Source organism: Cyanobium usitatum str. Tous, from assembly GCF_963920485.1.
Taxonomy (GTDB): Bacteria; Cyanobacteriota; Cyanobacteriia; order PCC-6307; family Cyanobiaceae; genus Cyanobium_A; species Cyanobium_A usitatum_A.
In genome coordinates, this window is the sequence record NZ_OY986431.1 from 2,519,997 (window position 1) to 2,546,860 (window position 26,864).

Here is a 26,864-nt window from a genome sequence, read left to right on the forward strand (position 1 = left end):
TAATCTATAAAGTGTTACGGGCGACCTCAAAAAAATCCGCCAAAAACTATTTACTCATATAGGTTGTCAGGACCTCATCTGCCATGGCATCAAATCCAGCAATCTGAGGTCCCCAAGTTGGTATGAAAACATCAAGAATCCTTTTCTTCAGTTGAAACCGTTCTGCTCTTGAATCAGTCAAGTTAAAGTCGCGGGCAATCTTCAACAAGTAAGCACGACCAAATTGCCTCCAGAACTCAATCTTGACTTTACCGACCAGATTCTGAAAGAACCCCGTGAAAGTCGCTTTGGGTCCTTCAATCAAATCAGAAGCACTGCGAATGCCAAAGCGTGACTTGAGTTCCTCAGGAGCACCAGACACCACGGCAGCGATCTCCTGCATCAAGTGCTCTTCAATCTGTGATGCCAGTGCCTTCCGAGCATCTGCCTTCAGTCCTGCCTGCTTGACCCCGCCTTTGCCTTCAAGCACCTGAGCCCCGAACTCTGCTGCCGTTTCCTGCAGAGCACTCAGGAGGATCTTGTGTTGCTGTGGTGTCAGGTCATCAGGGAGTACCAGGGTCAAAGGTATCTCCTTCCCAATACCCGTTCCTCTGAGGCGATATGCCTTCGTCCAGTCCAGCAGGGAGCGACTAGAGGCACCACCAGTAACAAGGTCCTCTTCTGCAACAGCGGCACTGAACTCCTCATCCTTCATTACCACCAGGGCATAAAGGGCGGTGTAGGAGGCAGGCAGAGACTTCTCAGGCAATCCCTTGAGATTCTCACTGCGGGCAATGGCAACCAACTTGTCCCAGACCTTTGGGTGCAGTTTCTGGTTGTCCTGAAAAGTGCTGATGGTGCCTTTAACCCAGGAGGCATTGGCAGCGGCAACCAGACCAGCAGTCACCAGAACCGCAGCACCATTCCTGCCAAACCGATCCTTGGAACCCAGTGGAGCAGTCAGGCGGTCAGCAAGTTCTTTTGTGGTCGGACAGGGGGGCAGGTCACTCATTGATGAACACTAGCACGGGAACGCGCAGAGGATGTGCCACTCGCCGAACTGGTCGCCTTAGCTGACGGGAACGCGCAGAGGTCGTATATTGGGTACAGCCGAGGGGAGGACCCCGACCACCGCTTCAAAACCGAATACGCATTACCCGCAAGGGTTTCACCTTTGACCAGACATTCCCGCCCTGGTCGTCTTATCAGCACTGGTATTCACCCGCTGGCAGTTGCTGCTTTTCACTCCTGGAACGCAGACACTATTTTCTGGAGAAATGCTATACACTATCTACCCTTATACTAATGACTAAAGGATTTGGATCGCAAAATTGCGAAGGAACCGACGAGACTATCGCCAATCTCCGGCAAAATCGGAAACTTCTTCGCAATAACTTCACTCAGAAGCGTGACGCATTTAAGTCTGGATGGCTTGCTCAGTATCAAGACAATCAGTACGAAAAGTCTCCCGAATACAGCCTCTATAAGCCCTACAGCGAGCATTCTTGCTTGATTGCCGAAAAGCCTAGCAAGTACTCTACAGTCGGGCACCATAATGAGAAGTTACTGTTCTTTGCGAATACTGATTTCTGGAGTGTATTGGTAAAACAATACAATCTAAAGAACAAGCTCTCGTTTGAGCATTCCTATAATGGTGAGTTGCTACCTAAGCAACGCAAGAAAATTGAGTTTCAGTTCTCGGTCAAGGTCGGACCTTATCCATTTTTTATTCCGACTTTGATCAAGCAGCGTATTTGTTCTTGGCACGGGGCTGATGCTTATTCGACCTGGCGCGAACTGGTAAAGGCAGACCTTCCTAATTTGATGCCTTATCTCTCTGCTTACAATCCGCCTGAAAATCTTCACTCGATTGTATCCGAGGATTCTTCGGCAAGAGTCTGCCAGTCAGTTGGTCTTCCAGTTCAGCACGGCGTTGCATACTGGCTCAAGCAGAAGAAAGACAACTTCCAGCCACAGGTTCTTACTGATGTGGTCGGGGGAACTGCGGTCAGCGGTCTCAGTTATCCGACCCATTACAGCCAACTTTCATATCCAAATCTTAGTATTATGGATCATTTCAACAATTCTTTTAATAGTACTTTTAAGAAGTTACTGCAAGTGAATTAGGGTCTAGCAAAGTACGCCCATTATCAAGATTGATTGACCGCCTTATCAGGAACGCCGCACTCGGTCAATGTGCGGCAACTCTCCCTCGGGAGGCGTGATAAACCGCGCTGCTTTGGCAGAACATATTGACCGTCCACCCCACTCTTTGTAGCGGGATCTTTATCAACTCTCACAAAAGAACAATGCCTAACGACTGCAACAACTCCTTCACGATCACTAATATCACTACTGAACAGTGGCAGGAAATTGCCACGACATTTCAGGTTCGTGGCAATGGGTATCAACAGGACTTTCTTGAGACCTTCTATCCCGAACCCGACTACAGCGTCACCCCCGTGGCGGAGACCTATCCCGAAATTTCTGCTCAACACGCCAAGACCGAGGAGGAGCGGGAGCGAATCCTGAGGAACGAACCCACTATCCGTGAGAACTCATGGTATGACTGGCGTATTCAGAACTGGGGTACCAAGTGGGATGTGTACTCCTGCTGCAATGACTGGGAGGATGAACAACCCTCTACTGAGTTCAGTGCTGGTTTCTGCACTGCTTGGTCACCCCTGAGCGAAAAATGTATGGCGGTGCTCTCCAAGAAGTTCCCTGGTTCTCTTCTGACTAATTACTATGAAGAGGGTGGCATGGACTTCTTTGGTGTAACAATTGCCAAAGATGGTGTGGTCCGTGATTTCTGTGATTCGATGAGCAATTACAGAGAACCCTTTATGCGTCAACAGTTCCCAGACCTTGATGCTCGATTTGAAGAAGAGGGTCTGGACCTCGAAGACGACATGGAAGAGTTCTTCTGTGAAAACTGCGAATCGGGAGAGTTTTACGACTTCTTTTTTGCAGCTCGTGAGTCTTTGATTGAGAAGATGATTCAAGAGATTGAGGAGGAATCCGCAAAATGCTTGGTATCCGCCTGATTGCCTACGCATGAACTGCTGCGAACTAGGGAGGGGGTAACACCCCTCTTTTTTATGCCTGCCTATCAATGGGTCTGATTTGTAACCAATCCAAGTCCCCTGTCGCTGCCTTCAGCGTGTTTCTACCTTTGGCGAGCGTCGGTGTGCTTAGTTCTGCCCTGTAGTGGAAGTAGTGGTCTTCGATGTATTTTATTGACGTGTCGCATTGGGCGGCAACCATTGTCACTGGTGTTTCGTTTAATGTGAGTTGGAACGTGATGTAAGTATGCCTAAAGGAATACCAGGTTAGATTCTTGCTGCTGTGAATGTCTATCTTTCTGGCGTTGTTGTTGTCATCTTCTGCCCAGGATGCCAGACCTGCTTCAACTAGCATTTCACATAAACTGTCTTTCCAGATCCGTTCACTGAACGCCTGACCTGTCTTTTGATTTGTAAACAGTAGATCGTTTCGCCCTTTGGCGTTCGTCAACTTCCTCAGTTTTTCAAGGTGTCTGGCGACGGGTGCGTTGATGGTGTAGCGGCGACCTGTTTTCGTGTTTTCGGCAGGCACGTCTATCAAGATCCAGGTTTTTTGATCTGTATTGCTGAGCGTGTTGTTTTTGCGGATGTGACCCCACTCCACTTTCCTCAGCGATCCGATCCGTATGCCTGACTCCATTGAGATCCGCATTGCCAGATAGAGCATCTTGCGGTGAATCTTCTGATTTTTTGCCCGTTGACTGTTGCCGAGCACTTCTTTGAGAATGTTTTTGCCCGATGCGCTCTTGTCGATCTCGCCCTCGTCGTTCCAGCGGGTTCGCCCTTCAGACCAGTAGAGACGAGCACTGCGTTCTAGTTCCTTCCACTCATCGACGGTTAGGTCATCACGTCGGTGCTTTTTATCTTTGGAGAGTTTTACCGATTTCAGTGTGGGAACTGAATCCTTGTTCAGATAACCCTCTTGAACGGCAATCTCCTCAAACATTCGCCTGAAGGTGCTGACTTCAGCGTTGATGGTGGTTTGCCTTGGGGTCTCCTTGCCTTCCTGGTGTGCTGCTTCTTTGCGCCAGGTTTCGTAGTTGGCAAAGAAGTTCCTGGGCATCTTGTGGATGGGGCGCAGGTTCTGCCCTGCGTATTTCAGAAACCAGCGTGCTTGGTGCTCCATCAGCAGGTATCGCTTGGCGCTGATGCCGTTGTGGGGGATGCTGCTGATTCTTTTTTTCTGTTTCGCCAGGAAGCGATCTGCCATCTGCTCGATGGTCAGGGTTCGGATCTGCTCGCCCCGCTCGCTCTTGGTTTTGAACTCGATGTATTTCGCCAGACCCTTGCGCTCCGCCTCCAGCAGGTCGTTCGGGGCGATGCGACCCAGTGAGTGGCGATGCCTCGACTGCCGCTCCTGGTCATAGAAATAGAGATACCAGCGCCCCCCTCGATCCCCGTCTTGGAAGACGTAGCAGTGGGGGTCGTGGGCGATGGGGCGCTTGTTGAGCACCTTGGTCATTGGGGTGTCTCCTGCCCCTTACAAGGCGCAAAATCCCGCCGTTTGCTTACGGAACGCTTACAGCGGTCACGGTGGGGCAAGGGATTTCGGGAACGCTTACGCTATGCTTACGGTAACTCACGAACCCCAAAACTCAAGTGTGGCAAGGGTTTTCGAGTTACGTCGGCACTAACGCCGATTACACGACCTAAGTGGGAATTCCTACAGTGATTAAAGGTCTTGGTCGAGGAGAGCAGCAGCGATGAGCAACCCCCTTTGGATGCTTGTGCCCTGGGCGGTTTTTGCCATCGCGGCAGGGATCAAGTTTTGGCGCCTGACCAGCCTGTTCCGCAGGCACCTAAGCGGCGCCCCGTCCAGCACCGAGCAGTTCAGGAGCTCCCTTGAGCGCGCCTGGGCAAAGGACCAGCAGGCGGCCTGACAGGGGACTGGGCCTGACAGAGGACTGGGTCTGTCGTTACAAATTGTGATATATTTGGGTTTGGTCATCGAGCGGTCCTGGACGGGTCCGCTTTTTTATTGGCTTTTATTTGTTGATCGCTCTCCATAGCCACCAAATAACCAGCCCCAGCAGCGCCCATGGCAGCAGCGCTCGAAACACAACAGCCACCAGCAATACCACCAGCAGCGACACCGCGGTGCGCTTTGCCAAAGCCTTGGCCTCGTCGTTCATGAAGCGCCAGCGGGGAATCAGGGCCATCTGCTCTTAGGCGGGGACTCCCCTCAGCAAAGCCCCTCCCCCTAGATTTGGCACCTATGGCTCAAGTGGCTTCGGTTTCAGCAGCTCCGCCATCCCAGCAACGTCCCCGGTGGCAGGTGCCATTGCTGGTGGGCTTTTGCTTTGGCCTTGGTTACGGCGTCACCCAGCGGCTGCTTGCCCTGCAGTTGCCCTCCCTGGTGCGCCTTGGTCAGGGCTTTGAGGTGCGGCCCTTCCCGGGCACCTCGCTGGAGAGCCTGCGGCTGCGGTTTGGCGCTGAAAATCAGGACATCCGCGGTGACGCCGATCTTTTGCAGTTAGAGCAGCAGCCCGATAGCGCCGCCCCCGCCGCCAAGCCGCCCCAGGAGTTGCCCTCGTCCGCGCCTGAACCGGAAGCCCAGGCACTACCGGCTGACGCGCCCAGCCTGGAGGCCCCGCCGCCGCCAGAACTGCCTGGCGCTGATCTGCCACAGTCCACACCTGCTGCAGGGCCCCCATGAGTGCGCCGCAATCGCTTGTCCAGGCTGCCTTGCAGCGCTTGGGGGCCCGCTTAGGCAGCGGCCTCGTTGATGCGGCCGCCAATCTGGCTCTGCTGGCCCAGGACGCTCCGGAGCGGCTGCGTCAGGAGTTTCAGCTTTTCTGGGACGAAGTGGAAGCAGAAGCTGCCCGGATCGAGAGGGACGAGGAGCCGGAGGTAGCCATCACGGCGCCGTCTGGGGATATCCAGGATCAAATCGATGCCCTGCGGGCCCGGGTGGCGGCCATGGCCCGGCGAGTGGACCGGGATTCGTGATCCTGCTTAGGCCGCTGCGCATCTGGTGGTTGGCCCTGGCCCTGCTGCTCGGCCTGTGGTGGGACGGCCAGGCCTGGAGCTATGTCGGTGGTGTTACCCCAGAGCGGCAGCGGAGCCGCCAGCGGCGCCGGGCCCGCTGGCTCACCCAGGAGTTTTTGGGGCTTGGCTCAGCCTTCATCAAGCTGGGCCAATTGCTTTCAGCCCGTCCCGACGTGCTGCCCGCTGAATTGGTGGAGCAGCTAGCCACCCTGCAGGACCGGGTGCCCGCCTTCCCTTTTGCCGTGGTGCAAGACCTGCTGGAGCAGGAGTTGGGTGAGCGCTGCGCCGAGATCATCGACCTGGAGAGCGAGCCGCTGGGTTCGGCCAGCCTGGCCCAGGTGCACCGCGCCAGCCTGCGCAGCGGCCGTCAGGTGGTGCTCAAGGTGCAGCGCCCTGGCCTGGAGCGCACCTTCCGGCTCGACCTAGAGGTGATGCAACAAGTTGCCGCCGCGGTGCAGCGCCATCCCCGTTGGGGTCGCGGCCGCGACTGGATCGGCATTGCCCAGGAGTGCCGGCGGGTGTTGCTCAGAGAGCTCGACTTCCGGTTGGAGGCCGAGCACGCCGCCCGCTTCCGCCAGCAGTTTCTTGACGATCCCGGCATCCGCATTCCGGCCGTGGTGTGGGAATTGAGTACCCGCCGGGTGCTTTGCCTCGACTATGTGCCCGGCATCAAGATCACCGATCGCCAGGCCCTGCTGGAGGCTGGAATCGTGCCCGCCGCTATAGCGGAAAAGGGCGCCGCCAGCTACCTGCAGCAGCTGGTGCGGTTCGGCTTTTTCCACGCCGATCCCCACCCCGGCAACCTGGCCGTTGCCGCCGATGGGGCGCTCATCTACTACGACTTCGGCATGATGGGTCAGCTCTCGAGCCGCCTGCGGGGCCGCCTGGGCAGCATGGTGCGGGCAGCCGCTGGCCGAGACGCCGCCGGTTTGGTCAAGGAGCTGCAGCAGGCGGGTGTGATTGCCCCTGGTGTTGATCCGGGCCCGGTGCGGCGGCTGGTGCGGGTGATGCTGGAAGAGGCGCTGACGCCTCCCTTCTCCGCCAATGTGCTCGAGCGCCTGTCGGGCGACCTATACGACCTGGTTTACGGCCAGCCCTTCAGGTTGCCCCCAGAGCTGATCTTTGTGATGCGGGCCCTCTCCACCTTTGAGGGGGTCGGCCGCAGCCTCGATAGCGGCTTTAGTTTGGTGGCGATCGCCCGCCCCTACCTGCTTCCCCTCATGACTTCCAGCGGCGGCGGCGGTGGTGCAAACGACCTGTTCAACGAAATCTCGCGCCAGGCGGCAGAGGTAGGCAGCCGCGCCTTGGGTATTCCCAAACGATTAGACGACAGCCTGGCTCGCATCGAGCAGGGCGACCTGCAGGTGCAGATCCGCGCCGGCGAAACTGATCGCCTGCTACGGCGCTTGGCCCTGGCCCAGCAGGCTGCGGGTCAGTCGATGCTGCTAGCTGGTTTGGCCGTTGCAGCCTCCCTGCTGGCGGTCAGTGCTCGGCCCGCCTTAGTGATCATTCCCCTGCTGGCCAGCCTGCCTGTGGGGCTCAGCTGGATCAAGCTGCAGGGCCGGCTTAAGCGCGATGGCCGGATTGATCAGTTGCCTGGCGTGGGTTGAGCTTTTTGCTGGTTTGGGGCTTGTAGGTGTACATCGCCTCATCAGCTTTTGCCCAGGTTTGCTCCAGGGTGGTCTGCGGTTCACTCATCGCTGCACCGATCGAGGCTTGAGCGCCGCAGCCTTGCAGGGCATCCCGTAGGCGATCCACCAGTTCATCCAAGCCGGCGGCGCTTGGGTTGAACACCATCAGCGCAAACTCGTCGCCGCCAACCCGGGCCAGTAAATCCGTGCCGCGCATTTGGGCGGCCAGCTGGCTGGCTGCTATCTGCAGCACCTGGTCTCCCATCTGGTGGCCCTGCTCATCATTGATTTGCTTGAACCCATCTAGATCAACCACCACCAGCCCGTACTGATGGCCGTGTCGCTGGCGGCGGCTCTCTTCAAGATTGAGGCTCTCATCCCAGGCGCGGCGGTTGGCGATGCGGGTGAGGGGATCGGTGCGGCTTTCTTGTTGCAGGGCCTCATTGAGCGTGCGTAGCCGGATCTCCGAGCGGCGAATCATCAGGACCACGCTGCTGGTGCCCAGCAAGCCCATCAGAAAGACCAGGCTGGCCGCCCTCCAGGACATCAAAGTGAGTTTGTTGTCATCAATGCTCAGCTGGGTGCTGACCAGCTGGTTGGCAAAGGGGACGATCCTCAGCGCCTTCAATTTCTGATCTTCCTGTTTGAGGTCCAGAACGGGCAGGGCCTTGTGCAGGTTCGCCTCGTTTTTCAGCACAGCGGCCGGAATGATCTTGACGTCCACCCGAACGTCGCCGCCCTCTATTACACCGGGCAAGAATTGCGGCAGGTTTGGCTCATGATCGTGATCGTGGTCGGCCGTCTCCCACAAATGGGCCTGCAGATTCACCAGGGCGAAGGATGCCTTGTTCTCGCCCCGCAGGGTGAATGGGTCGTAGATGAAGGCCATCCAGCCACTCGGTTTCCCCTGGATCGGGTAGGCCCGTACCGCCCGGGAGTCGCGGCCAAAGCTCAGGTTGTTGCAAAGGTTCTGGGCTAGCTCGACTTTCATGCCGCTAGGGGCGTTGTCTAGAGCTCTGCTCACGGAATCAGCCTGAGAATCGCGGCTGGGATCCAGGGGCAATCGGCGCAGGATCTCCTCTGTCTCATGCTTGGACAGGCTGCTGGTGTGGTGGATCTCTAGGCCCCCGCTGCCTAGGTTGACCACGCCGACGGTGGCGTCGCTGGTGCCCGGAGCCACACGCTCTAGTTCGGGCGAACGGCTCTGGGTTTCGCTGCTGTTCTGTGACAGCACCGTGAGGATCCTGGCGATGGCGGTGCAATTAGCCGAGGCCAGATGGCTCACCTCGAATGCACTGATCGTCCTCAAGGGCCCTCTTGATTAGGTAGCAAGCTCCGTTAGCAGGCCTTGCCGCCTAGGATGGTACGCATGTACCATGTGTGTTCGCCATGGCCATGAATCGGATCCAGTTTCAGGCAGGCCTGTCGCTGCCCGAGTTCATCCAGCTCTACGGCACCGAGGAGAAATGCGAGGCCGCCCTGGAGCAGGTTCGCTGGCCTGATGGTTTCCGTTGCCCCCGCTGTGAGTGCAAGGAGTACGGACTGATCCATGGCAGGCGCCACAAGCGCTATCAATGCCGGAGCTGCCGCCATCAGGCCACCCTCACGGCCGGAACCATCCTGGAGGCGACCAAGTTGCCGCTGACCACCTGGTTCCTCGCTTTCTACCTGGTGGGGCAGGCCAAGACTGGCATCTCTTCACTCGCTCTGAGGCGCCATCTCGGTGTGAACTACCGCACGGCATGGCTGGTTCACAACAAGATCATGCAGGCAATGAAGGAGCGGGATGGGGCCTATGTCTTGCGGGGAAAGGTACAGGTGGATGATGCCTACCTTGGCGGAGAACGCTGTGGTGGCAAAGCAGGTCGTGGATCAGAGAATAAGGTGCCGATCGTCGCGGCCGTATCTCTCGATGATGCGGGCCACCCCAGGCACGTGAAGCTTGCCACCGTCTCCACGTTCTCGTTTGCCGCCATCGCTGACTGGGCACAGGATTCACTGGCGATAGGCTGTGAAATGATCTCAGATGGGCTTGCCTGCTTCCGCGCCGTGACAGAAGTCGGTTGCCTGCATCAAGCTGTGGTCGTAAAAGGACGCCATCCCAATGAACTGCCGGAATTCCGTTGGATCAACACGGTGCTCAGCAACGTGAAAACCAGCTTCAGCGGCACCTTCCATGCCCTGAAATTCGATAAGTACGCTGATCGCTACCTGGGTGCCTTCAATTACCGCTTCAACCGACGCTTCAACTTGGCAACGATGACCGAGCGGGTGGTTCATGCCATCTGCAGCTGCGGCGCTCGGCCGGAGCGCATCTTGAGGAGTGCGGAGCTAGCTACCTAATCAAGTTGCCGGTTGGCTCGCTGGTGTCCTGGTCAAAGGCGGTGGCTTCGGCCTGATCGGCGATCTGGTTGTCGGCATCATCGGGGCCCTGATCGGTGGCCTGCTCTTCAGCGGTCTGGGTGGTGCCGTCGGAGGGGGTGTGCTGGGGAGCATCGTGGTGGCCACGCTCGGCGCCGTGATCCTTATGGTGGTGCTGCGGGTGATCAGGCGCGCCTGAAGGGCGAGGCCCCATAAAAAACCTGGGGCTGGATGGCCCCAGGGGTTGAGCATGCTGATGGCTCAGTTGCAGTCGCTCCGCTTGGTGTAGGTGATCGACTGATAACGGCCGTCGGTGGTGCGAATGGTCACGCAGTTGTTCGTGTAGGGCTGCTCCCAGTAGGTGAAGGAACTGTCGGCCAGCTTGGTGCCACCGCGGTAGGTGTAGCCTTTCGATGTCAGGGTTCCTTCGGCCTGCCCTCCCCTGGCGCCCACCAGCGATTGCAGATCGGACACCGGAGCACCTTCACGGTCAGGCTCCGTGGTGGTGACCGGCTTGCCTGAGATCAGGCCGCCGATCAGGGCACCCACCGCCGCACCCAGCAGGGAGCCGGCGTCAGCCTTCTGGGGGGGGTCATCGAAGCGGACATCGGGATTCTGGACCTGGTCGAGACGCACCGAGAGCCTGCGGGCTTCGCCATCGTTCCAGCTGAAGACCTCATGATCCGCCTGAGCCTTGTGCTTCACGTTGCGGACACCGGCGTAGGTCTGCACGCTCAGGGCCTGCACGCCTGGGCCGGAGAAGTTGAAATCCGTGCCGTCATCGAGCTTGACGACGTAGGCATCGGTGTTGCCTGCCTTTTTGTGCTTGAAGGTGCAGTGCCCATTGAAGGCTTCGTAGCCACCGCTCATCAGCTTGCAACGGCCCTGGGCCCTGACCAGCACTTCGGCCATGGCCGCTGGGGCGAAGGGGGCGGAAAGCCCCGCCAGAAGAAGGCCCGCGCCGAGGGCTGCAGAGGTTTGACGAAACCTACGATTCATAGTTGATGCTGAAAGTGAAATTCTGATCAGACCGCCTCATTGACAGTCCACGTTTTACGCACAACACACGCTTCAGGGCTAGGCCAAGCCGATTGGACCCTTTGCTCACCGACTTGCCCCGATGGTTCCCCTGATCAACCCGTACAGCGTGAGCGCGCCCAGCAGCGGCCAGATCAGCAGCAGATCGACCCGGATGTTGGCCTCCGGCGTGCGCAGCTGCACCAGCGCTTCCCAGGCGGCATACAACCCCCAGCCCGCGGAGGACCACAGCAGAGGCTGGGCCGATCGCCTGCTGATGGCCCCGGAGAAGCGCAGCAGGGACCAGCCAGCCAGCAGGACCAGAGCCACGATCAGACTGTGTCCGGGTTGTCCGACCAGAAGTTCAGCGAGGAGGGCCACCGTTCACGACCGAGGGCTCCCACAGGAGCGTGAGAGTTTCCTTACCTAGAACAGAATGCCGCCACAAGCGAGAAGGCACTGCTGCAGCTGCCCATCCTTGACCAGGAACGAGCTGATGAACGGTGCCTTGGAGGCCCGGCTGGTCATGGCACTGCGCCAGGCCGGGCGGCTCACAGTGGGTGCTGGCCTGGTGAGCGACGCACCGGAGTTCTCCCTAGGAGCGGCGACAGCAACGCCAAGCCCTCCGGTGGCACCCGCCAAGTGACCTACAAACTGGTGCCCGGCGAGGCGATGTGGCAACTCAAGCCGGTGTATTCCGCCCAGTTCTGAGCGGAAGGCCCCCAGACACCTCAGCCCCGCCGTGACCGGTTCGCCTGGAGCATCAGGCCGATCACGATCGCGGCAGCCGATTGCAGCATTGGCACGACGATCACGGTCATCCGCTGCACCAGTCGGTGCGCGGGCACCGTGTGAAAGCGGTAGCTGTCCAGTCCAAGCAGGATTGTGCCTGCCAGGGAAAGCACCAGCACGGCAGCAAACAGCACTGCTGAGAGGCGCCGGCGCTCACGGTCCCGCCAGGCCAGCAGTCCCAGCAGAAGGTAGGGGGCAAGCAGGAAGACCAGGAACGGCAGATCGCCCATCCGGACGCCGGGGACACCCGTGATCACAAGGATCAGGCTCGTGAGTGCGGCAAGCGTGCACACGCTCCGCGTGGGGTGATCGGCCATGGTCACGATCGAAATGCCCCCAGGAACGACCAAGCCGAGAGGATCAACAGCATGGGCCAGATTCCCCGACAGACATGGGGACAAAGGCAGGTCCATGTGGTCACGCGCTGTGGCTTCAGGGCTTCACTGGGGATACTGCTTCCCAGCTCTACAGGTGCTGGAGCCGCCACCTCTGGCTGCGCTTGACGCAGTCCCGCATCCTCTCCTGGGCTCTCCAGCACTGATCCATGCTCTCCACCCAGCGCCGCTGGTCCTCCATCAGAGCCTCGCGCTGGGCTTCCGTGGAGGAGGCATCGTTCTGCAGGCGGAGGAAGGCGGCGCGCAGCTCCCCGTCAATGGCGGTGAGTTCGGCGTCCCTGCAGATGAGCACGATGCACGAGGCTGCGCTGCCCGAAGGCTGGCAGTGGATCGTTTCTCCATCGAATGAGTCGGGTGGTGGCGGGATCGCTCCTGCCGGGAGCGCACCCAGCACAGAGGTGGCTACGAACGAAACTGCCTTCATCCACTGCAAGAACCAGGGAGGGGGTTGTCGAGGATGTCGCCGAGCACCCGTTGTGACCGACGAGCTACTCACGACCATCCCCCCCGGACCGCTTAGGGAATTCAATCCTGGCGACCCATGAACGGCCAGGCCCGCAGCCGCTGTTCAGGTCCCCTGTGGAGTGAGCCGGCATCAGATTCCCCCAGGCTCGCGGACCGGCTTCTCCCAGTACACGTTGAGCACGTAGCCGGGGCGCTTGAAGGAGGGGCCAGCACCTTCACGGTTGGTGCGTTCGTAGGTCTTGCCCTCCTCGGCGGCAGGGAAGGCAAACGCGTAATGATTGAAATGATCGATGTAGACGTTTCCCTGCATCTGGGACCAGGTACAGCTTCCTTTGAGCATTTCGCCGTTGGTGCGAACCATCTCGCAATACGCCTTGGCGGAGTCGGCCAGGGCAGGGGTGGCGATAGCGCTGGTGGCGATGGCCAGAGCGCTGATTGTGGTGCGGATCATTGGTTGCCGTGCTTGTTGTTTGAGCAGTTCAGGCAGTCGTCCCAGACCTCCAGCGTCGGCTGAATCAGGTTCACTGCATCATTCGAAACCTATTTGTAGGCGCTGCTGCGGCCGATCGGTACGATTCTGGCCGCTCAGCCCCAATCCATGAGCCCTGTGAACTGGACCCCAATGCTGAACCAGCCCGCATCGAGGAGCTTCTGCCACTGCTCGATCGCCTGCTTACGGGGAAGCCCCACTCGCGGCTCTGGAAGAGCTGGCTGACCAGGGATCGGCTCTCCCAGATCGATGAAGACAGCAGCCTCGCAGCGTGATGCAGAGCCACGGTGGAAGCGCGGGGCAATGGGGGGCGCCTATGCCCTGGCGGCGGCACCAGTGAGCTCTACCGGGCCGGCTTCGTGACCAGCGGCCACAGCTCCCACCGCTGAGCAGCAGCGTTCAGCAGCCCAGAAAGGCCCGGCAGCGCATGGGCCCGCTCAGCAGGCACGAAACGGGGCTTTTGGACGGGACGGCCGGAGCGGCCGTAGTGCTGCGTGATGCGCTTCTCCATCCCGATCGCATGGGCAGCTGCAAAGGCCAGGGCAGAGAACCCGGCCAGGGCAAGCAAATGCAGGCGCGACGGCCTACTCCCCATCCCCCAGGAAGATCAGCGAATCCCGGTTCACCCACAGCACCCGGCCGCTCTGGCCTGGGTAGCCCACCCGGCACCAGGTGCCCTGGCTGTTTGAGGTGCACGCCAGCTTGTCGAGCGTTTCCCCCGACACCCCCATCCCCGCGATCGCGGCGCCGTAGTTGGGCTTGGCGTACAGGGTCACCGTGGGCTGACCATGGCCGCTGAGTTTCACCTTGCTGTGGGCCTGGTGATCCACGGCCGCTGCGGGCCGACTCTTGACGTTGGAGACGGCGATTCGGTTGCCATCGCCGTTCTGCTCGCTGAGCGTGAAGCTGTGGTGGCCGCTCATCAGCCAGATGCGGCCCTGCTCATCACGCATGCGGCGGTTGTCGGTGGTGGGTGGACCGGCCGGCACGAAGCGATAGATGGCACTGCCGCTGAAGCTGATCTCAAATCCCCCGTTACCCCAGGGCTTCACCTGACAGGTCTGCTTGCTGTCGTTCATCCAGCAGTCCAGCGTCTGGGCGGCCGTGGCAGGACGCACCAGGGAGGCCCCGGCGATGACACTCGCGCTGACAGCAGCGATGGCGAGGAAGCGGCGGTGGAGCATGCGTGAGCAAAGGAAAGCCAATCGATTATCCAGGTGGGTGTAGCAATCCCCCGCCACCAGCAGGCCATGACACACCCGGACATCCCTGCCCTGGAGGCCCTCAGCCGCGACTACAGCGAGACGCCCCGGCGGGTGCTGTTTGTGCTGGGCTCCGGGAAGAGCCCAGCGGTGGAGGTGTTTGAGGCTGCAGCGCAGCAGCGCTCCACCAGCATCGATCCCCAGCACCTGGCGGAGATGGCCGCCGGCAGGCGCCGCTCGCTGACGCTCTGCACCCCGATGCAGATGGTGCCTGAGATCGTGCGCTCGCTTGCCCACAGCAATGTGGCCGTGTACCAGGTGCAGATGTTGGAGGTGTGAGTCCAGACTCACTCCATCGTGCGCACGGGGGTGGTGCACCAGCGGCTGCGGCCGATGCCGGCAGCACTCTGGAAGCGATCGTCGCGGAAGTCCGCTCGGCCGGTTCTGGGCTCAATGCGGGCCACCCGCCAGAGCTCCTGCTCGCAGTTGATCGTGACGGTGATGCGGGTGCCGTCGGTGGCGTTGATCCGCACGAAGCGCACACCGTCGTAGAGGCCCAGGGGCTGGCCGCCCGCTGCCTGAAGCAGCACCGCCAGGTTGCTGCCTGCCGGGGCTGCCAATGCGGCAGCCGGGTGGCTGACAAGGCAGCCGGCGATGGCCGTGAGCACCAGTGGGAGCCGGGAGAACAGGCTGGTCATGGGGAAGAGGCGCGGCGACTCTGAAAACCAGCTCCCAGCATGACAATCTGTCTGGTGGCAAATCCGTCTGGAGAAAAGGCCCACGATGCGCACCTGTCTCCACCTGCTGCTGGCTGCCTCCCTGGTGCCGCTGCTGCTGCCGCTGCCGGCACAAGCAGCGGAGGTCTGCACCCCTTCAGAAGGGCCCTTGCAGGAGCTGAAGTGTGAAGATAGTGGTAGGAACCGTTGCGGCCGTGCCGATGGCCCCAACAAACATCTCAAGCTTCCAAGGCGGACTTGGCTTGGGAATAAATTCGTTGGCGGCTTGAGGGTTGATTGAGTTCAGAGTCGCACCTAGGCGACATATTTGATGGCTCTCTTGCCGGAAGTTAGCAGGCTTTGATTAAGGCTCCTAAAAACTTTTGTGTGATTTGATTAACTAGGCTCAAGCCTTGCCGCGGGGCCCCCGGTCTTCAGCGCCGGCGTAGATCGCCTGACTGCCGAGTTCGTCCTCGATGCGTAGCAGCTGGTTGTATTTAGCCACCCGATCGGAGCGACTGAGGGAGCCGGTTTTGATCTGGCCGGCGCGGGTGGCTACGGCGAGGTCGGCGATGGTGGTGTCTTCGGTTTCGCCGGAGCGGTGGCTGATCACGCTGGTGTAGCCAGCCCGGCCGGCCAGGTCGATCGCCTGCAGGGTTTCGGTGAGCGAGCCGATCTGATTCACCTTGATCAGAATCGAATTGGCAATACCTAAGTCGATGCCCCGCTGTAGGCGGGAGGTGTTGGTCACAAACAGGTCGTCGCCCACCAGCTGCACCGTTTTGCCAAGGCGCTCGGTGAGTAGGGCCCAACCATCCCAGTCGTCTTCGGCGAGGCCGTCTTCGATTGAAACGATCGGGAAGCGGCTGGCCAGCTGGGCCAGCTGGTCGACCATCTCGGCGCTGCTATAGCTGCCGCCGCCGAAGCTGTAGCGGCCGTCTTTGTAAAACTCGGTGCTGGCCACATCGAGGGCCAAGGAGATCTGGTCGCCGGGGCGATAGCCGGCCTTCTCAATCGCCTGGATCAGGAGCTCGCCTGCAGCATCGTTGCTGGCCAGGTCGGGAGCGAAACCGCCTTCATCACCCACGGAGGTGGACAGGCCCTGGTCATGGAGCAGGCCCTTGAGGGTGTGGAACACCTCAGCGCCCATGCGCAGGGCTTCGCGGAAGCTGCTGGCGCCATGGGGAACCAACATGAATTCCTGAAAATCCATGTTGTTGGAGGCGTGGGCGCCGCCGTTGATCACGTTCATCAGCGGCACCGGCAGCAGGTTGGCCAGCGGCCCGCCCAGGTAGCGGTAGAGGGGCAGGCCGACACCGTTGGCGGCTGCCCGGGCGGTGGCCAGGCTCACGGCCAGCACGGCGTTGGCACCGAGGCTGGACTTGTTGTCACTGCCGTCGAGTTCGGCCATGGCACCGTCCACGGCGCTCTGGTCAAGGGCGCTGAGGCCACACAGGGCCGGGGCGATTCGCTCTTCGATGTTGTTGACGGCCTGGGTGACTCCCTTGCCGAAGTAACGGCTGCCGCCGTCGCGCAACTCATGGGCCTCATGGGCGCCGGTGCTGGCGCCACTGGGCACAATCGCCCGGCCGCTGGCGCCTCCCTCCAGCAGCACCTCGGCCTCCACCGTGGGTGTGCCGCGGGAATCGAGCACCTCCCGTGCCACCACGGTGTCAATAACAAGGTCGAGGGAATCGATCACGTTGACGTGCCATTGGCGCTCTCTGTTGAGATCCTATGGGTCACCCCCACCCACCCATTTGTGCTGATGGGTACCGCCCTTGGGGTTGCTCGCCACAGTTGCTCGCCACAATGGAATTTGTTGTGCCCAGGTTGCTGCCTGGCCTGATCCGCTGATGCGCATGCTGCACACCATGCTTCGGGTTGGCGATCTGGAGCGCTCCCTCACCTTTTATACGGAGGTGCTGGGGATGCGGATGCTGCGCCGCAAGGACTATCCCTCAGGCCGTTTCACCCTCGCCTTTGTGGGTTACGGCGAGGAGCAGGACACCACCGTGCTGGAGCTAACTCACAACTGGGACACCACTCACTACGACCTTGGTGCGGGCTATGGCCACATCGCCCTGGGCGTGGAGGACATCCAGTCGGTTTGCGATGCAATCCGCTCTAAGGGCGGCAAGGTGGTGCGCGAACCCGGCCCGATGAAGCACGGCAACACGGTGATCGCCTTTGTGGAGGATCCTGATGGCTACAAGGTGGAACTAATCCAGCTCTCCTCCCGCGGCTGACCGCTAAGCCCATGCCCCCAAGCCTCACCAGCGAACCAGATCGTTTCAGCGAAGATGCCTGGGAGCTGCTCTTGGCCTCCCAGGACACGGCTCGCCGCTGGCGCCATGGCGCCATGGATGTGGAGCACCTGCTGCAGACCCTGCTGCTGGAGAGACGTTTCGGGCGCTGGCTGGACCCCCTACCGCTTGAGCCCGATCGCCTGCTCGATCAGCTTGAGAGTTTCTGCGTCGACCAGCCCGGCAGCGCCGGCGCTGAGCTGTACATCGGCGATGCCCTCGAGGATCTGCTCGAGGATGGGGACCGCTGCCGGGCCGCCTGGGGCGACCCTCTTTTAGACGTATCTCACCTGCTGGTGGCATTGGTGCGCGATCCCCGGATCGGGGCGCCGTTGCTGGCGGCTGAGGGGCTCAGCGAAGACTTGCTGCAACGCCAGTTTCGGCCTGGTGCCCCCACCACCAGCCCAGCCCCACCGGCGCCTGCTCCCCCAGTCGATGCCTGGATCGACGCGGGCCCAGCCCCACTGACCGTCGCCCCACTGACCGCCGCCCCACTGACCGCCGCCCCACCACTGGAGCAGGAGCCGCCCGAGCCCAGTGCCCTGGAGCGCTACGGCCGGGACCTCACCGCAGCGGCCCGGGCTGGCGAGCTCGATCCGGTGATCGGCCGCGACCTGGAGATGCGCCGCCTGATTCAGGTGCTCTCCCGCCGTAGCAAGAACAACCCGGTACTGATCGGTGAGCCCGGCGTCGGCAAAACCGCCGTGGCCGAGCTGCTGGCCCAGCGGATCGTGGCCGGCGAGGTGCCCGACTCGCTGCAGGGTCTGCGGCTGGTGGCCCTGGATTTGGGCGCCTTGATCGCTGGGGCCAAGTTTCGCGGCCAGTTTGAGGAGCGCTTGCGGGCCGTGCTCACGGAGGTGCGCGACGCCGATGCGGTGGCCGGTGCGGCAGGCGTGGTGCTCTTCATTGATGAGCTGCACACGGTGGTGAGCGGCGATCGCTCCAACGCCGACGCCGGCAGCGTGCTCAAGCCAGCCCTGGCCCAGGGCTACCTGCGCTGCATCGGCGCCACCACCGCCGAGGACTACCGCCGCAGCATCGAGAAGGATCCCGGCCTGGAGCGCCGCTTCCAGCAGGTGCTGATCAAGGAGCCAGGCCTCGACACCAGTGTGGAGATCCTGCGGGGCCTCAAGGAGCGCTACGAGTTGCACCACGGCGTGGCCATCACCGACCAGGCTTTGGTGGCGGCAGCCCGCCTGGCCGACCGCTACATCACCGATCGCTGCCTGCCCGATTCGGCCATTGATCTGGTGGATGAGGCCGCTGCCCAGTTGCGCATGGAGGTCACCTCCAAGCCCCAGCTGGTGGAAGCTGCCGAGGCCGAGCTGCGCCGGGTGGAGCTGGCCCTGCTCTCGGCTGAGGCGGCGCCGCTGGAGGAGCGGCTGCAGTTGCAGGAGCAGCGCCGCCGCGCCACCGAGGCCCTGCAGGCGTTGCAGCAGCGCTGGCAGGCGGAGCGGGAGCGGCTGGCGGAGCTGCGGGAGCTGTTGCAGCAAGACGAAGACCTGCGCCACGCCATCACCGATGCCGAGCGGGAGGGTGACTATGAGGAAGCAGCCCGGTTGCAGCACGACCAGCTCAATGGCTTGCAGCAGCGCCGCGAAACCCTTGAGGCCGAACTGAAGGGGGAGACGATCCTGCGCGAACAGGTGGAGGAGGGCGACATCGCCGATGTGGTGGCCCGCTGGACCGGCATTCCGGTGCAGCGCTTGCTGGCGGGGGAGCGCCAGAAATTACTGGAGTTGGAGCAACTCCTGGGCGAGCGGGTGGTTGGCCAGCTCGAGGCGGTGGCTGCGGTGGCCGCGGCGATCCGCCGCGCTCGGGCCGGTATGCAGTCGCCAACGCGGCCGGTGGGTTCGTTTTTATTTCTGGGCCCCACCGGCGTGGGCAAAACCGAGCTGGCTAAGGCTCTAGCGGCGGCGCTTTTCGACGAGGACGACGCCCTAGTGCGCCTCGACATGAGCGAATTCATGGAGCGCAACGCCGTGGCCCGGTTGGTGGGGGCACCCCCTGGCTATGTGGGCTACGAGGAGGGCGGCCAGCTCACCGAGGCGGTGCGGCGCCGTCCCTACGCGGTGCTGTTGCTTGATGAGGTGGAGAAGGCCCACCCGGAGGTGTTCAATTTGCTGCTGCAGGTGCTCGACGACGGCCGCCTCACCGATTCCCAGGGCCGCACCGTGGACTTCCGCCACACGGTGGTGATCATGACCAGCAACCTGGCCAGCCGCGCCATCCTCGACAGTGCAAAGGCTGCACGGGAGGCGGGCGTGGAGCCTGACCAGCAGAACTGGCACGATCAGCAGACCTGGCTCGATCAGCAAATAGATCAGGCTTTAGCCAGCCAGTTTCGGCCGGAATTCCTTAACCGCATTGACGAGGTGATCCGCTTCCGCCCCCTTGGTCCAGCCGACCTGCAGCGCATCGTGCGCCTGCAACTGGCCGAGCTGGCCCGGCTGCTGGCTGAGCAGCACCTGGAGCTGGAGGTGCCGGAGCCGGTGGTGCAGGCCCTGGCTGAGCAGGGTTACGAGCCCGAATACGGCGCCCGGCCGCTGCGGCGGGTGCTGCGGCGCCAGCTGGAAAACCCCCTGGCCACCGAGCTGCTGGCGGAGCGCTTCAGTGGCGCTCGGGGCGTGCGTGTTGAGCCGGGTAATCCCTTGACGTTTGTGCCTCTCGGCTAGGGTGTTCGTTTGCCGGTACGCGCGGACGCCCCCGTGCGCGAGCGCCAGTGGACCCAACCCCCCCAACTCCCGACTCCAAAGAGGCAGAACCCAGCCCCGATGCGTCCATCTCGCCTGCCGCAGCCTCGGCGGTGCCTGAAGGCTTTGCTGCCGCCACCCTGGCGGAACTCCGCAAAGTCGTTTGGCCCAGCCGTCAGCAGCTTTTCAGCGAATCGGTGGCCGTGATCTTGATGGTGAGTCTCTCGGCGGCAGCGATCGCCGCCATCGATCGTTTTTATGGCTGGGGGGCCAATCAGGTATTCCGTTGAGCCGATCCGTAGTCGATCCCCCGTCCGTTGATCCCGTTTCTTTCCTGAGCCCCGTGTCTGAGTCCTTGACCGACAGCCAAATCGAAGTCACTGAGCCTGCGGCCGATGAGCTCGAGCTGGCGCCCCAAGTGCTGGAGGCACCGGCTCCGGTTGAGAAGATGCAGGTGGCCCGCTGGTACGCGGTGCAGGTTGCCTCCAGCTGCGAGAAGAAGGTGAAGGCAACCCTGGAGCAGCGGGCCGTCACCTTGGGCGTCGACAACCGGATTCTCGAGATCGAGATCCCCCAGACCCCGGGGATGAAGGTGAAGAAGGATGGCTCGCGCCAGAGCACGGAGGAAAAGGTGTTCCCCGGCTACGTGCTGGTGCGAATGGTGCTCGACGAAGACACCATGATGGCGGTGCGCAGCACTCCCAACGTGATCAATTTCGTGGGGGCAGAGGAGCGGCGCGCAACGGCCAAGGCCCGCGGCCACATCAAGCCCCGGCCGCTCAGCCGCACGGAAGTGGATCGCATCTTTAAGCGAGCCGCCGAAAAGAAGGCAGTCGTCAAGGTGGACCTCGCCGAAGGCGATCAGATCCTGGTCACGGCTGGTCCTTTCAAGGACTTCCAGGGCGAGGTGATCGAGGTTTCCGGCGAGCGCAACAAGCTCAAGGCCCTGCTCTCGATCTTTGGCCGGGAAACCCCGGTGGAGCTCGAGTTTTCCCAGATCAGCAAGCAGAGCTAGGTTTCGGCCTCGCTCAGCGGCCGTCTCCCTGCGGAGGGCGGCCGTTTTAGTTCACATCCCCGGCGATGGGGGTGATCCGCAGATTCGCCCCGTAGCCTTAGACGATGGCCAAGAAAGTCGTTGCCGTTATCAAGCTGGCCCTCCAGGCCGGCAAAGCCAACCCCGCGCCGCCGGTGGGCCCTGCCCTCGGTCAGCACGGCGTCAACATCATGGCGTTCTGCAAGGAGTACAACGCTCGGACGCAGGAGAAGGCTGGATATGTGATCCCGGTTGAAATTTCGGTCTTTGAAGACCGCAGCTTCACCTTCATCACCAAGACCCCTCCCGCTTCCGTGCTGATCTCCAAAGCAGCCGGTATCGAGAAGGGTGCCGCCACCTCTGCCAAGGGTTCGGTGGGTGCCATCAGCCGCGCCCAGCTCGAGGAGATCGCCAAGACCAAGCTGCCCGACCTCAACTGCACCAGCGTTGAATCGGCCATGCGCATCATCGAAGGCACCGCCCGCAACATGGGCGTCGCCGTTAACGATTAATTCCATCCCTTATCCGGGGGAGATCCAGGCAGCCTTGATCAGTTCATCTGCTCAACAGCCACGCCCTGAATCGCCCGTACCCCATCCCCACCATGCCGAAAATCTCCAAGCGCTTCTTAGCGCTCAGCGCCAAGGTCGAAGACCGCAGCTACAGCCCCCTCGAGGCCATTGAGCTGGTTCAGACCAACGCCAACGCCAAGTTTGACGAAACCCTGGAGGCCCACGTGCGCCTCGGGATCGATCCCAAGTACACCGACCAGCAGCTGCGCACCACCGTGGCCCTGCCCCACGGCACCGGCCAGGCCATCCGCATTGCCGTGATCGCCCGTGGTGAAGCCGTGGCCGCCGCCAAGGCTGCCGGCGCCGACCTCGCTGGTGACGACGATCTGGTGGATCAGATCGCCAAAGGCGAGATGAACTTCGACCTGCTGATCGCCACCCCGGACATGATGCCCAAGGTGGCCAAGCTTGGCCGGGTGCTCGGTCCCCGCGGCCTGATGCCCAACCCCAAGGCAGGCACCGTCACCACCGATCTGGCTAGCGCTATCAACGAGTTCAAGGCTGGCAAGCTTGAGTTTCGCGCCGACCGCAGCGGCATCGTGCACGTGCGCTTTGGCAAGGCCAGCTTCACTGCCGCCAACTTGCTCGCGAACCTCAAGGCCCTGCAGGAGACCATCGATCGCAACAGGCCCAGCGGTGCCAAAGGCCGCTATTGGAGGAGCCTTTACGTGACCTCCACCATGGGCCCTTCGGTGCAAGTCGACTTCTCGGCCCTGCAGGACATCAAGCAGGAAGGCTGAGGACGGGGAGCGCCAGAAGTTTCGTCGTCTGCCAGCGGCATCGATGGCCCGCATCCATGGTTGGCCGGGAGCCGAGACTCCTCTCCGTCAGAGCTCCCTGGCTCGCTCTGACGGAGATCTGCCGGCTCTTCTCCAGCTCTATTTCCAGGGGTGGGAGGAGGAAGCTCCGACGGCCGAGGTGACGTGGAGCACCAGTGGCTGCACCACCCGAGCTGATATTGCCGCTGCTGTTCGCGACCTGCTCGGAGTGTTGGAAAGGTTGGGGTTGCTTCGTTCACCGGGGCGTGTCGGTATCCATCTGGACGACGGGGTGTCCAATCTCGTGGTGGGGATCGCCATCTTTCTGGCAGGGCAATGCCAGGTGGTATTTCCACGCCATGCGCCTTTGGCCGAGATCGAGGCGCAGCAGCAGCAGCTGGAATGCGACTGGATCCTTACGGACTCATCCACGCTTCTGCCAGGGGGATGGCAGACCGTCGCCGATTTCAGCCTGTTCATGCCGGGAGCAGGTGAGGGCGATGTGCGGTTTCAGGCGCTGCGGCCCGATCTTGCCCAGCCTTCGCAGAGCAGTGCGATGCCCCTGCGGCTCTCGGATCCAGCCTTTCTCACCCTCAGCTCAGCAACCACCACCGGCGTTCCCTCGTTGCAGCTCCGCACCTTCCTGACCTCGCTTCACTACCTCACGGCCGGTGAACACTGGCACTACTTCACCCCTCGCCGGATGGTGCGGCGCAATTTCCAGTTTCCGGGTCCGCGGGCCCAGCTGATCAACCTGATCCTGGCCGGCGGCTGCCTCTGCCTCTACGCAGCCCAGCAGGAGGAGGCCCTGCCCAGGCTCTACGGGGAGAGCGGGGCCACCCGCACCCACCTGTTCATTCCCGAGTTGCGCCGTCTGGTGGTCCGCAGGGCCCTGCCTGAGTTCCCTGAGTCCCTTGAGATTCTTGTCGGCACCGATCGGGTGCCGATGGCGCTGCGCGGCGAGGTTCATCACCAGAGGCCGGGCTGCTTGGTCATCACCTATTCGACCAGCCAGTGTGGTCCGATCACCTTCCTGCCGGCGAATCAGCTGCTGGCCGTCGAGGAGTCGGTGGGTTGGCCCGTGGCGGGGGTGACTCTGGGTTTCCCTGAGGAGGCTGCCGAGGATGGTGCGGCCGAGGTCGTGGTGGATAAGACGTGGACCGTGGCGCTGCCGGAACCTGGGGGGGGCTGGCGCTTCGAGGTTCAGAACCTGCTGGGCTTTCGCCCTGGCGACCGGCTGCGAGCACGGCCCGATGGACAGTTCGTTTTCGCCGGCAGGGCCAATGACGTCTTCCTGTTCCGGGGTGTGCTTATCTCTCCCGTGCCATTGGAAACCTTCCTTGAGGCTCAGCAGGGGGTTCTAGAAGCAGTGGCCTTCGGTGCGGAGTCGAGCACCTATGGCGCCGTTCCCATGGCCGTGGTGCAGCTGGAAGAGGGTCTGGATCCTCTTCGCATCTCACTACAACTGCAGAGGGCATCTCGTCAATTGTTCGGCTTTCGGGGCCTCTACGCGGTGCATCCCAACGCCGAGATCCCCCGGGGGGTCGGCGGCAAGCCGCTTCGCCGTGAGCTGGCCCGCCGCTACCGCCTCATGGATCAGGCTGTTTGAGGAAGCGGTAGGCCTCTGGCTCATAGCCCTGGGCTCTGTAGAAGTTGTGGGCTTGCTCGTTGGCGAACTTTGAGTACAGCTGAAACGCCCGGGCACCCCGGCTGGCCATGAACTGCTCAGCATGACGCAGCAAACGGCTGCCGATACCCTGGTGCCGGTGAGCCGGATCCACCACGAGCACCAGGATCCAGCCCATGGGCTCGTTGCAGGTGTACACCGGTGGCAGCATCAGCCCCACCAACCCAACAACGCTGCCATCCACTTCCGCGACGAAAGTCCTGTATGAGGCCGGTGGCATGGCCTGGAGGCGCTGTTCCATCTCTTGGGCTGTACTTGGGGACTCCTGAAAAAGAAAACTGCGCCTCCTCGAGTGCGGCCAAAGACCAAGGAGGACAGGCAGCTCGAAAACTCGGTCATGCAGTGACAGGAGATTTGACTGTCTCAAGCAGGCAAATGTTCCTGAGGACCACCCAGGAGGAGCCTGGCCATTGCCAGGAGTAAAACCAAGCAAAGATAGTGACAAAAAAGAGGCGGAGGAGCCTCAGGATCTTCTCAGCGCACATCACCAGAAACCCCATAGAGATCGAGGTTTCTGCACCCTTAGTCAGCCGAGCCATGATCAGCCGTAGTGAATACTTCCGCTTCCCTGATCCAAAGACGCCCTCCACCTCGTTTCTCCTCCGTTGGTCTGCACTGAGCTGTTGCTTATGAGCCGCATTGATCTCGGGATCCTTCGGCGGCCTGCCCAATCGCTTACCAGATAGGCGTATGTTGTTCCTGGTGCAGAAGTTTCGATTCTTGGTAGTGATATAGATGCGATCGGCGCAGATCCGCTCGGGATAGCAGCCATGTTCGTGCTTATATTTCTTGGCTTGTGGAATCAGGTCTTCACCTTCACTGTATGGATCCCAGCTGATCCTGTGCAGGAAGGCAAAGCCATTGCGCACGGAAACACTAATCTTGGCGCCAAACTCAACAGCAGCTCTTGCCTTGCCGCGAACAATGGGACGAACCTGTCGCTGAACTAGGTTGACGATGCGGTCGGGGATGCTGCGCGTCTTGGCGTACAGCAGGATGCTTTGTTGGCGGTGCAGCTCGCTGATCACGAGAAGCTTCTGCCACCAATGTGTCTTTAGGCCCGAAAGCCCTGCCCCAGCAACGATCAAGGCATCAATGGTATCAAGATTTCGCTGCAAATAGTCGAGCTGGCGGCGTATCGCAGCTTTAATCTTGCGACGGCGTGGCTTCTTCTGTTTGGCGACATTAAGGAAAACAGCACGTGCCTTACCGCGGTCGTATCGTGGCCGGTGTTTGCGAAAGTCCATGTGCTGGTCGCACAGATCATCAATAATTCGTTCAGTCGACTCCCTTGCTTCGTTCAGCAACTTCAGATCAGTCGGATAGGTGATGTCGGCTGGCGTGCAAGAGGCATCGATGGTGAGTGTTCCCCAGTTCTTGTCCTCTGGCCAATCTGCAGGCTTCACGAAGTCGTCCAGTGATTTCTGGTTGACAGCATCAGCGCCTGGGTCGTCAGAATCGTTGTCATCTGGGAGTGAGGACATAGCCTCGATCACCATGGCCTTACCTCGTTCGGCAATGAGTTCGTTGATCCGTTTGAGATCCTCCTCCGAGAATCGCTTTCGGAAATGAACCATCATCGATGGATCAAATGGCGACTTGCTGGAATAGCCCGCAAAGCCAAGAAAAAACTGCATGTAAGCATTTTCTCGGATCTGCTCGACGGTTTCCTCATCGCTCAGGCCAAGCCGCTGTTTGATGAATAGCGCGCCAAACGCCAATCTGACAGGCTTGGCAGGGGCGCCAGTTGTGGGATTGAACTGAGGGGCATATGTTTCTTCCAGCTCTTCCCATAGCACCAGCCTGGAGAAGAGCACCCAGCGATTGTCCGGGTCCAACGTGCCGCCAAAAGGCACATGGAATTCTTCGATTGAGAGCTGGCCGTTATGGTGTTTTCGGTACATCTGCAGCGTTCAGCAGTTGTAGCAATCGTCAATTGCTCTGTACGCGGCGAGTTTAACGGGTTTCGATCGCTGAAACAAGTTGCGCTGCAGTCGATCTGGCTTTTTCAGGAGTCCCTACTTGCGTAGCCCAGGCCACTCACCAGTGCTGCCAGGGCTGGGCAGTCAGCCACGATCACCGGTCGGATCAGGATGCTCGCAATGCAAGCCTCTTGGCTGTTTGGCTGATGAATCACGCTGAGGTGGCTAGATCCGCGGCGCCGCAAGGTGATTGGCTGAACCTGATCGTGCAGAGTCTGAAGTCACAGTCCCTGCCTTTGGACTTCCGCGCTGAAAGCACCACCATTATGAAGCAGAATGTGGATACTTTGCCCGTCTCCTTAATGGATTCAGTGCTTCTGGGATGTGGCTCCCATGTTCAATGAAAGTTTTGCAGATGCTGCAGCTTTGCGCGAGTCGTCTATTGCCATGGTGGCCCACGCTTTGCAGTCTTTATCTGTACCTCCAGCGGAGGCGGAGCAGATCCAAGCTAATTTGGTGGCTGGAGCAGACACCTTGTCGTTAGAGGATCTCGGGCTTGATAGCCTTGGGGCCATGGAATTCTGCATTCACTTAGAGCTGGAGCTCGGGATTGTTGTGCAGCCAGAAGAGCTGATAAATGGGCACTTTGCCGAAGATCTATTGTGTCTTGTGGAGAGTCGTTTGCTTGGTCGAAGTAAAGACGCGCAGGGCGATTCCTAGGGTTTTCTGGCAGGGGCATGTGGCTTGATCCCCAGCGAGGTTCTTTGTATGGAATACGGTTGATTTTTCAAA

The 26,864-nt window shown here is 60.8% G+C and carries 33 protein-coding genes; 18 read left to right on the forward strand and 15 right to left on the reverse strand.

The window, feature by feature from the left end:
- Positions 1–46 precede the first annotated feature (46 nt).
- The gene (locus tag U9970_RS13505) at positions 47–991 is read right to left on the reverse strand and encodes a hypothetical protein (protein WP_322764628.1); all 945 of its coding nucleotides are present in this window, start codon (positions 989–991) and stop codon (positions 47–49) included.
- Positions 992–1,284: 293 nt separating this feature from the next.
- On the opposite strand from U9970_RS13505, the gene U9970_RS13510 reads away from it, so the two are divergent.
- On the forward strand, positions 1,285–2,106 hold the full coding sequence (locus U9970_RS13510; RefSeq protein WP_322764629.1) for a hypothetical protein: 822 nt from the start codon (positions 1,285–1,287) through the stop codon (positions 2,104–2,106).
- A 125-nt stretch (positions 2,107–2,231) separates the two neighbouring features.
- The gene (locus tag U9970_RS13515) at positions 2,232–3,026 is read left to right on the forward strand and encodes a DUF1281 family ferredoxin-like fold protein (protein ID WP_322764630.1); all 795 of its coding nucleotides are present in this window, start codon (positions 2,232–2,234) and stop codon (positions 3,024–3,026) included.
- Between the two features lie 52 nt (positions 3,027–3,078).
- On the opposite strand, the gene U9970_RS13520 is transcribed toward U9970_RS13515, so the two are convergent.
- Positions 3,079–4,506: a site-specific integrase gene (locus tag U9970_RS13520; protein ID WP_322764631.1), complete on the reverse strand. Its 1,428-nt coding sequence runs from the start codon at positions 4,504–4,506 to the stop codon at positions 3,079–3,081.
- Positions 4,507–4,747: 241 nt separating this feature from the next.
- Between U9970_RS13520 and U9970_RS13525 the strand changes: the two genes are divergently transcribed.
- The gene (locus U9970_RS13525; RefSeq protein ID WP_322764632.1) at positions 4,748–4,924 is read left to right on the forward strand and encodes a hypothetical protein; all 177 of its coding nucleotides are present in this window, start codon (positions 4,748–4,750) and stop codon (positions 4,922–4,924) included.
- A gap of 105 nt (positions 4,925–5,029) precedes the next feature.
- On the opposite strand, the gene U9970_RS13530 is transcribed toward U9970_RS13525, so the two are convergent.
- Positions 5,030–5,203, reverse strand: coding sequence for a hypothetical protein (locus tag U9970_RS13530; protein WP_322764633.1), 174 nt, complete (start codon positions 5,201–5,203; stop codon positions 5,030–5,032).
- 56 nt (positions 5,204–5,259) lie between these two features.
- Here U9970_RS13530 and U9970_RS13535 point away from each other — a divergent pair, with 56 nt between their 5' ends.
- The 3 genes from U9970_RS13535 to U9970_RS13545 are packed head-to-tail and all read left to right on the forward strand — an operon-like array spanning position 5,260 to position 7,642.
- The gene (locus tag U9970_RS13535) at positions 5,260–5,700 is read left to right on the forward strand and encodes a hypothetical protein (protein WP_322764634.1); all 441 of its coding nucleotides are present in this window, start codon (positions 5,260–5,262) and stop codon (positions 5,698–5,700) included.
- Positions 5,697–5,993, forward strand: a complete 297-nt coding sequence (locus tag U9970_RS13540) for a hypothetical protein (protein WP_322764635.1) — start codon at positions 5,697–5,699, stop codon at positions 5,991–5,993. Before U9970_RS13535 ends, U9970_RS13540 begins: the two co-directional genes overlap by 4 nt.
- Complete coding sequence (locus tag U9970_RS13545; RefSeq protein ID WP_322766148.1) at positions 5,993–7,642, forward strand: ABC1 kinase family protein; 1,650 nt, start codon at positions 5,993–5,995, stop codon at positions 7,640–7,642. Before U9970_RS13540 ends, U9970_RS13545 begins: the two co-directional genes overlap by 1 nt.
- Here the strand turns inward: U9970_RS13545 and U9970_RS13550 are convergent.
- Positions 7,599–8,972, reverse strand: coding sequence for a GGDEF domain-containing protein (locus U9970_RS13550; RefSeq protein ID WP_322764636.1), 1,374 nt, complete (start codon positions 8,970–8,972; stop codon positions 7,599–7,601). The two genes, U9970_RS13545 and U9970_RS13550, sit on opposite strands and share 44 nt — an antisense overlap.
- 80 nt (positions 8,973–9,052) lie before the next feature.
- On the opposite strand from U9970_RS13550, the gene U9970_RS13555 reads away from it, so the two are divergent.
- Positions 9,053–10,006, forward strand: a complete 954-nt coding sequence (locus U9970_RS13555) for an IS1595 family transposase (RefSeq protein ID WP_322764637.1) — start codon at positions 9,053–9,055, stop codon at positions 10,004–10,006.
- A 115-nt stretch (positions 10,007–10,121) separates the two neighbouring features.
- Positions 10,122–10,223, forward strand: a complete 102-nt coding sequence (locus U9970_RS13560) for a GlsB/YeaQ/YmgE family stress response membrane protein (RefSeq protein ID WP_322766149.1) — start codon at positions 10,122–10,124, stop codon at positions 10,221–10,223.
- A gap of 62 nt (positions 10,224–10,285) precedes the next feature.
- Here U9970_RS13560 and U9970_RS13565 read toward each other — a convergent pair whose 3' ends face one another.
- Positions 10,286–10,936, reverse strand: coding sequence for a hypothetical protein (locus U9970_RS13565; RefSeq protein ID WP_322764638.1), 651 nt, complete (start codon positions 10,934–10,936; stop codon positions 10,286–10,288).
- A gap of 192 nt (positions 10,937–11,128) precedes the next feature.
- Positions 11,129–11,422 (reverse strand): hypothetical protein, encoded by a 294-nt coding sequence (locus U9970_RS13570; RefSeq protein ID WP_322764639.1) that lies wholly within the window; start codon positions 11,420–11,422, stop codon positions 11,129–11,131.
- Positions 11,423–11,519: 97 nt separating this feature from the next.
- On the opposite strand from U9970_RS13570, the gene U9970_RS13575 reads away from it, so the two are divergent.
- Complete coding sequence (locus tag U9970_RS13575) at positions 11,520–11,687, forward strand: hypothetical protein (protein WP_322764640.1); 168 nt, start codon at positions 11,520–11,522, stop codon at positions 11,685–11,687.
- Between the two features lie 85 nt (positions 11,688–11,772).
- Here U9970_RS13575 and U9970_RS13580 read toward each other — a convergent pair whose 3' ends face one another.
- The 5 genes from U9970_RS13580 to U9970_RS13595 all read right to left on the reverse strand — a co-directional run bounded on the left by U9970_RS13580 (position 11,773) and on the right by U9970_RS13595 (position 14,367).
- Positions 11,773–12,150: a hypothetical protein gene (locus tag U9970_RS13580; protein ID WP_322764641.1), complete on the reverse strand. Its 378-nt coding sequence runs from the start codon at positions 12,148–12,150 to the stop codon at positions 11,773–11,775.
- 148 nt (positions 12,151–12,298) lie between these two features.
- The gene (locus U9970_RS13585) at positions 12,299–12,520 is read right to left on the reverse strand and encodes a lysozyme inhibitor LprI family protein (protein ID WP_322764642.1); all 222 of its coding nucleotides are present in this window, start codon (positions 12,518–12,520) and stop codon (positions 12,299–12,301) included.
- A gap of 303 nt (positions 12,521–12,823) precedes the next feature.
- Positions 12,824–13,144 carry a hypothetical protein gene (locus U9970_RS13590; RefSeq protein ID WP_322764643.1) on the reverse strand — a complete coding sequence of 107 codons (321 nt, stop codon included), beginning with the start codon at positions 13,142–13,144 and terminating at the stop codon, positions 12,824–12,826.
- Between the two features lie 134 nt (positions 13,145–13,278).
- Complete coding sequence (locus U9970_RS14305) at positions 13,279–13,488, reverse strand: DUF1651 domain-containing protein (protein WP_407653121.1); 210 nt, start codon at positions 13,486–13,488, stop codon at positions 13,279–13,281.
- 279 nt (positions 13,489–13,767) lie between these two features.
- Positions 13,768–14,367, reverse strand: coding sequence for an SH3 domain-containing protein (locus U9970_RS13595; protein WP_197210787.1), 600 nt, complete (start codon positions 14,365–14,367; stop codon positions 13,768–13,770).
- Between the two features lie 66 nt (positions 14,368–14,433).
- On the opposite strand from U9970_RS13595, the gene U9970_RS13600 reads away from it, so the two are divergent.
- Positions 14,434–14,724 carry a hypothetical protein gene (locus tag U9970_RS13600; protein WP_322764644.1) on the forward strand — a complete coding sequence of 97 codons (291 nt, stop codon included), beginning with the start codon at positions 14,434–14,436 and terminating at the stop codon, positions 14,722–14,724.
- An 8-nt stretch (positions 14,725–14,732) separates the two neighbouring features.
- Here the strand turns inward: U9970_RS13600 and U9970_RS13605 are convergent, their stop codons facing one another.
- Both U9970_RS13605 and eno read right to left on the reverse strand, forming a co-directional pair.
- Positions 14,733–15,083, reverse strand: a complete 351-nt coding sequence (locus tag U9970_RS13605) for a hypothetical protein (protein WP_322764645.1) — start codon at positions 15,081–15,083, stop codon at positions 14,733–14,735.
- Between the two features lie 424 nt (positions 15,084–15,507).
- Positions 15,508–16,803 carry a phosphopyruvate hydratase gene (gene eno / locus U9970_RS13610; protein WP_322764646.1) on the reverse strand — a complete coding sequence of 432 codons (1,296 nt, stop codon included), beginning with the start codon at positions 16,801–16,803 and terminating at the stop codon, positions 15,508–15,510.
- Positions 16,804–16,957: 154 nt separating this feature from the next.
- Between eno and gloA the strand changes: the two genes are divergently transcribed.
- From gloA to U9970_RS13645, 7 genes are all read left to right on the forward strand, one after another.
- On the forward strand, positions 16,958–17,350 hold the full coding sequence (gene gloA / locus U9970_RS13615; RefSeq protein WP_322764647.1) for a lactoylglutathione lyase: 393 nt from the start codon (positions 16,958–16,960) through the stop codon (positions 17,348–17,350).
- Between the two features lie 11 nt (positions 17,351–17,361).
- On the forward strand, positions 17,362–20,082 hold the full coding sequence (locus U9970_RS13620; protein WP_322764648.1) for an ATP-dependent Clp protease ATP-binding subunit: 2,721 nt from the start codon (positions 17,362–17,364) through the stop codon (positions 20,080–20,082).
- Between the two features lie 47 nt (positions 20,083–20,129).
- A complete protein-coding gene (gene secE / locus U9970_RS13625; protein ID WP_407653048.1) occupies positions 20,130–20,390 on the forward strand; it encodes a preprotein translocase subunit SecE in 261 nt (86 codons plus the stop codon).
- 158 nt (positions 20,391–20,548) lie between these two features.
- The gene (nusG, locus tag U9970_RS13630; protein ID WP_322766150.1) at positions 20,549–21,115 is read left to right on the forward strand and encodes a transcription termination/antitermination protein NusG; all 567 of its coding nucleotides are present in this window, start codon (positions 20,549–20,551) and stop codon (positions 21,113–21,115) included.
- Positions 21,116–21,219: 104 nt separating this feature from the next.
- Complete coding sequence (rplK, locus tag U9970_RS13635) at positions 21,220–21,645, forward strand: 50S ribosomal protein L11 (protein WP_106632872.1); 426 nt, start codon at positions 21,220–21,222, stop codon at positions 21,643–21,645.
- Positions 21,646–21,737: 92 nt separating this feature from the next.
- Entirely contained in the window at positions 21,738–22,445 is a 708-nt protein-coding gene (rplA, locus tag U9970_RS13640) for a 50S ribosomal protein L1 (protein WP_322764649.1), read from the forward strand.
- A 43-nt stretch (positions 22,446–22,488) separates the two neighbouring features.
- The gene (locus U9970_RS13645) at positions 22,489–24,072 is read left to right on the forward strand and encodes a class I adenylate-forming enzyme family protein (RefSeq protein WP_322764650.1); all 1,584 of its coding nucleotides are present in this window, start codon (positions 22,489–22,491) and stop codon (positions 24,070–24,072) included.
- Here U9970_RS13645 and U9970_RS13650 read toward each other — a convergent pair.
- A complete protein-coding gene (locus tag U9970_RS13650; RefSeq protein WP_322764651.1) occupies positions 24,053–24,391 on the reverse strand; it encodes a GNAT family N-acetyltransferase in 339 nt (112 codons plus the stop codon). The genes U9970_RS13645 and U9970_RS13650 overlap by 20 nt on opposite strands.
- A gap of 94 nt (positions 24,392–24,485) precedes the next feature.
- Positions 24,486–26,054 carry an IS5 family transposase gene (locus tag U9970_RS13655; RefSeq protein ID WP_322764652.1) on the reverse strand — a complete coding sequence of 523 codons (1,569 nt, stop codon included), beginning with the start codon at positions 26,052–26,054 and terminating at the stop codon, positions 24,486–24,488.
- A 411-nt stretch (positions 26,055–26,465) separates the two neighbouring features.
- Here U9970_RS13655 and U9970_RS13660 point away from each other — a divergent pair, with 411 nt between their 5' ends.
- A complete protein-coding gene (locus U9970_RS13660; RefSeq protein ID WP_322764653.1) occupies positions 26,466–26,792 on the forward strand; it encodes an acyl carrier protein in 327 nt (108 codons plus the stop codon).
- The last annotated feature ends 72 nt before the right edge of the window (positions 26,793–26,864 follow it).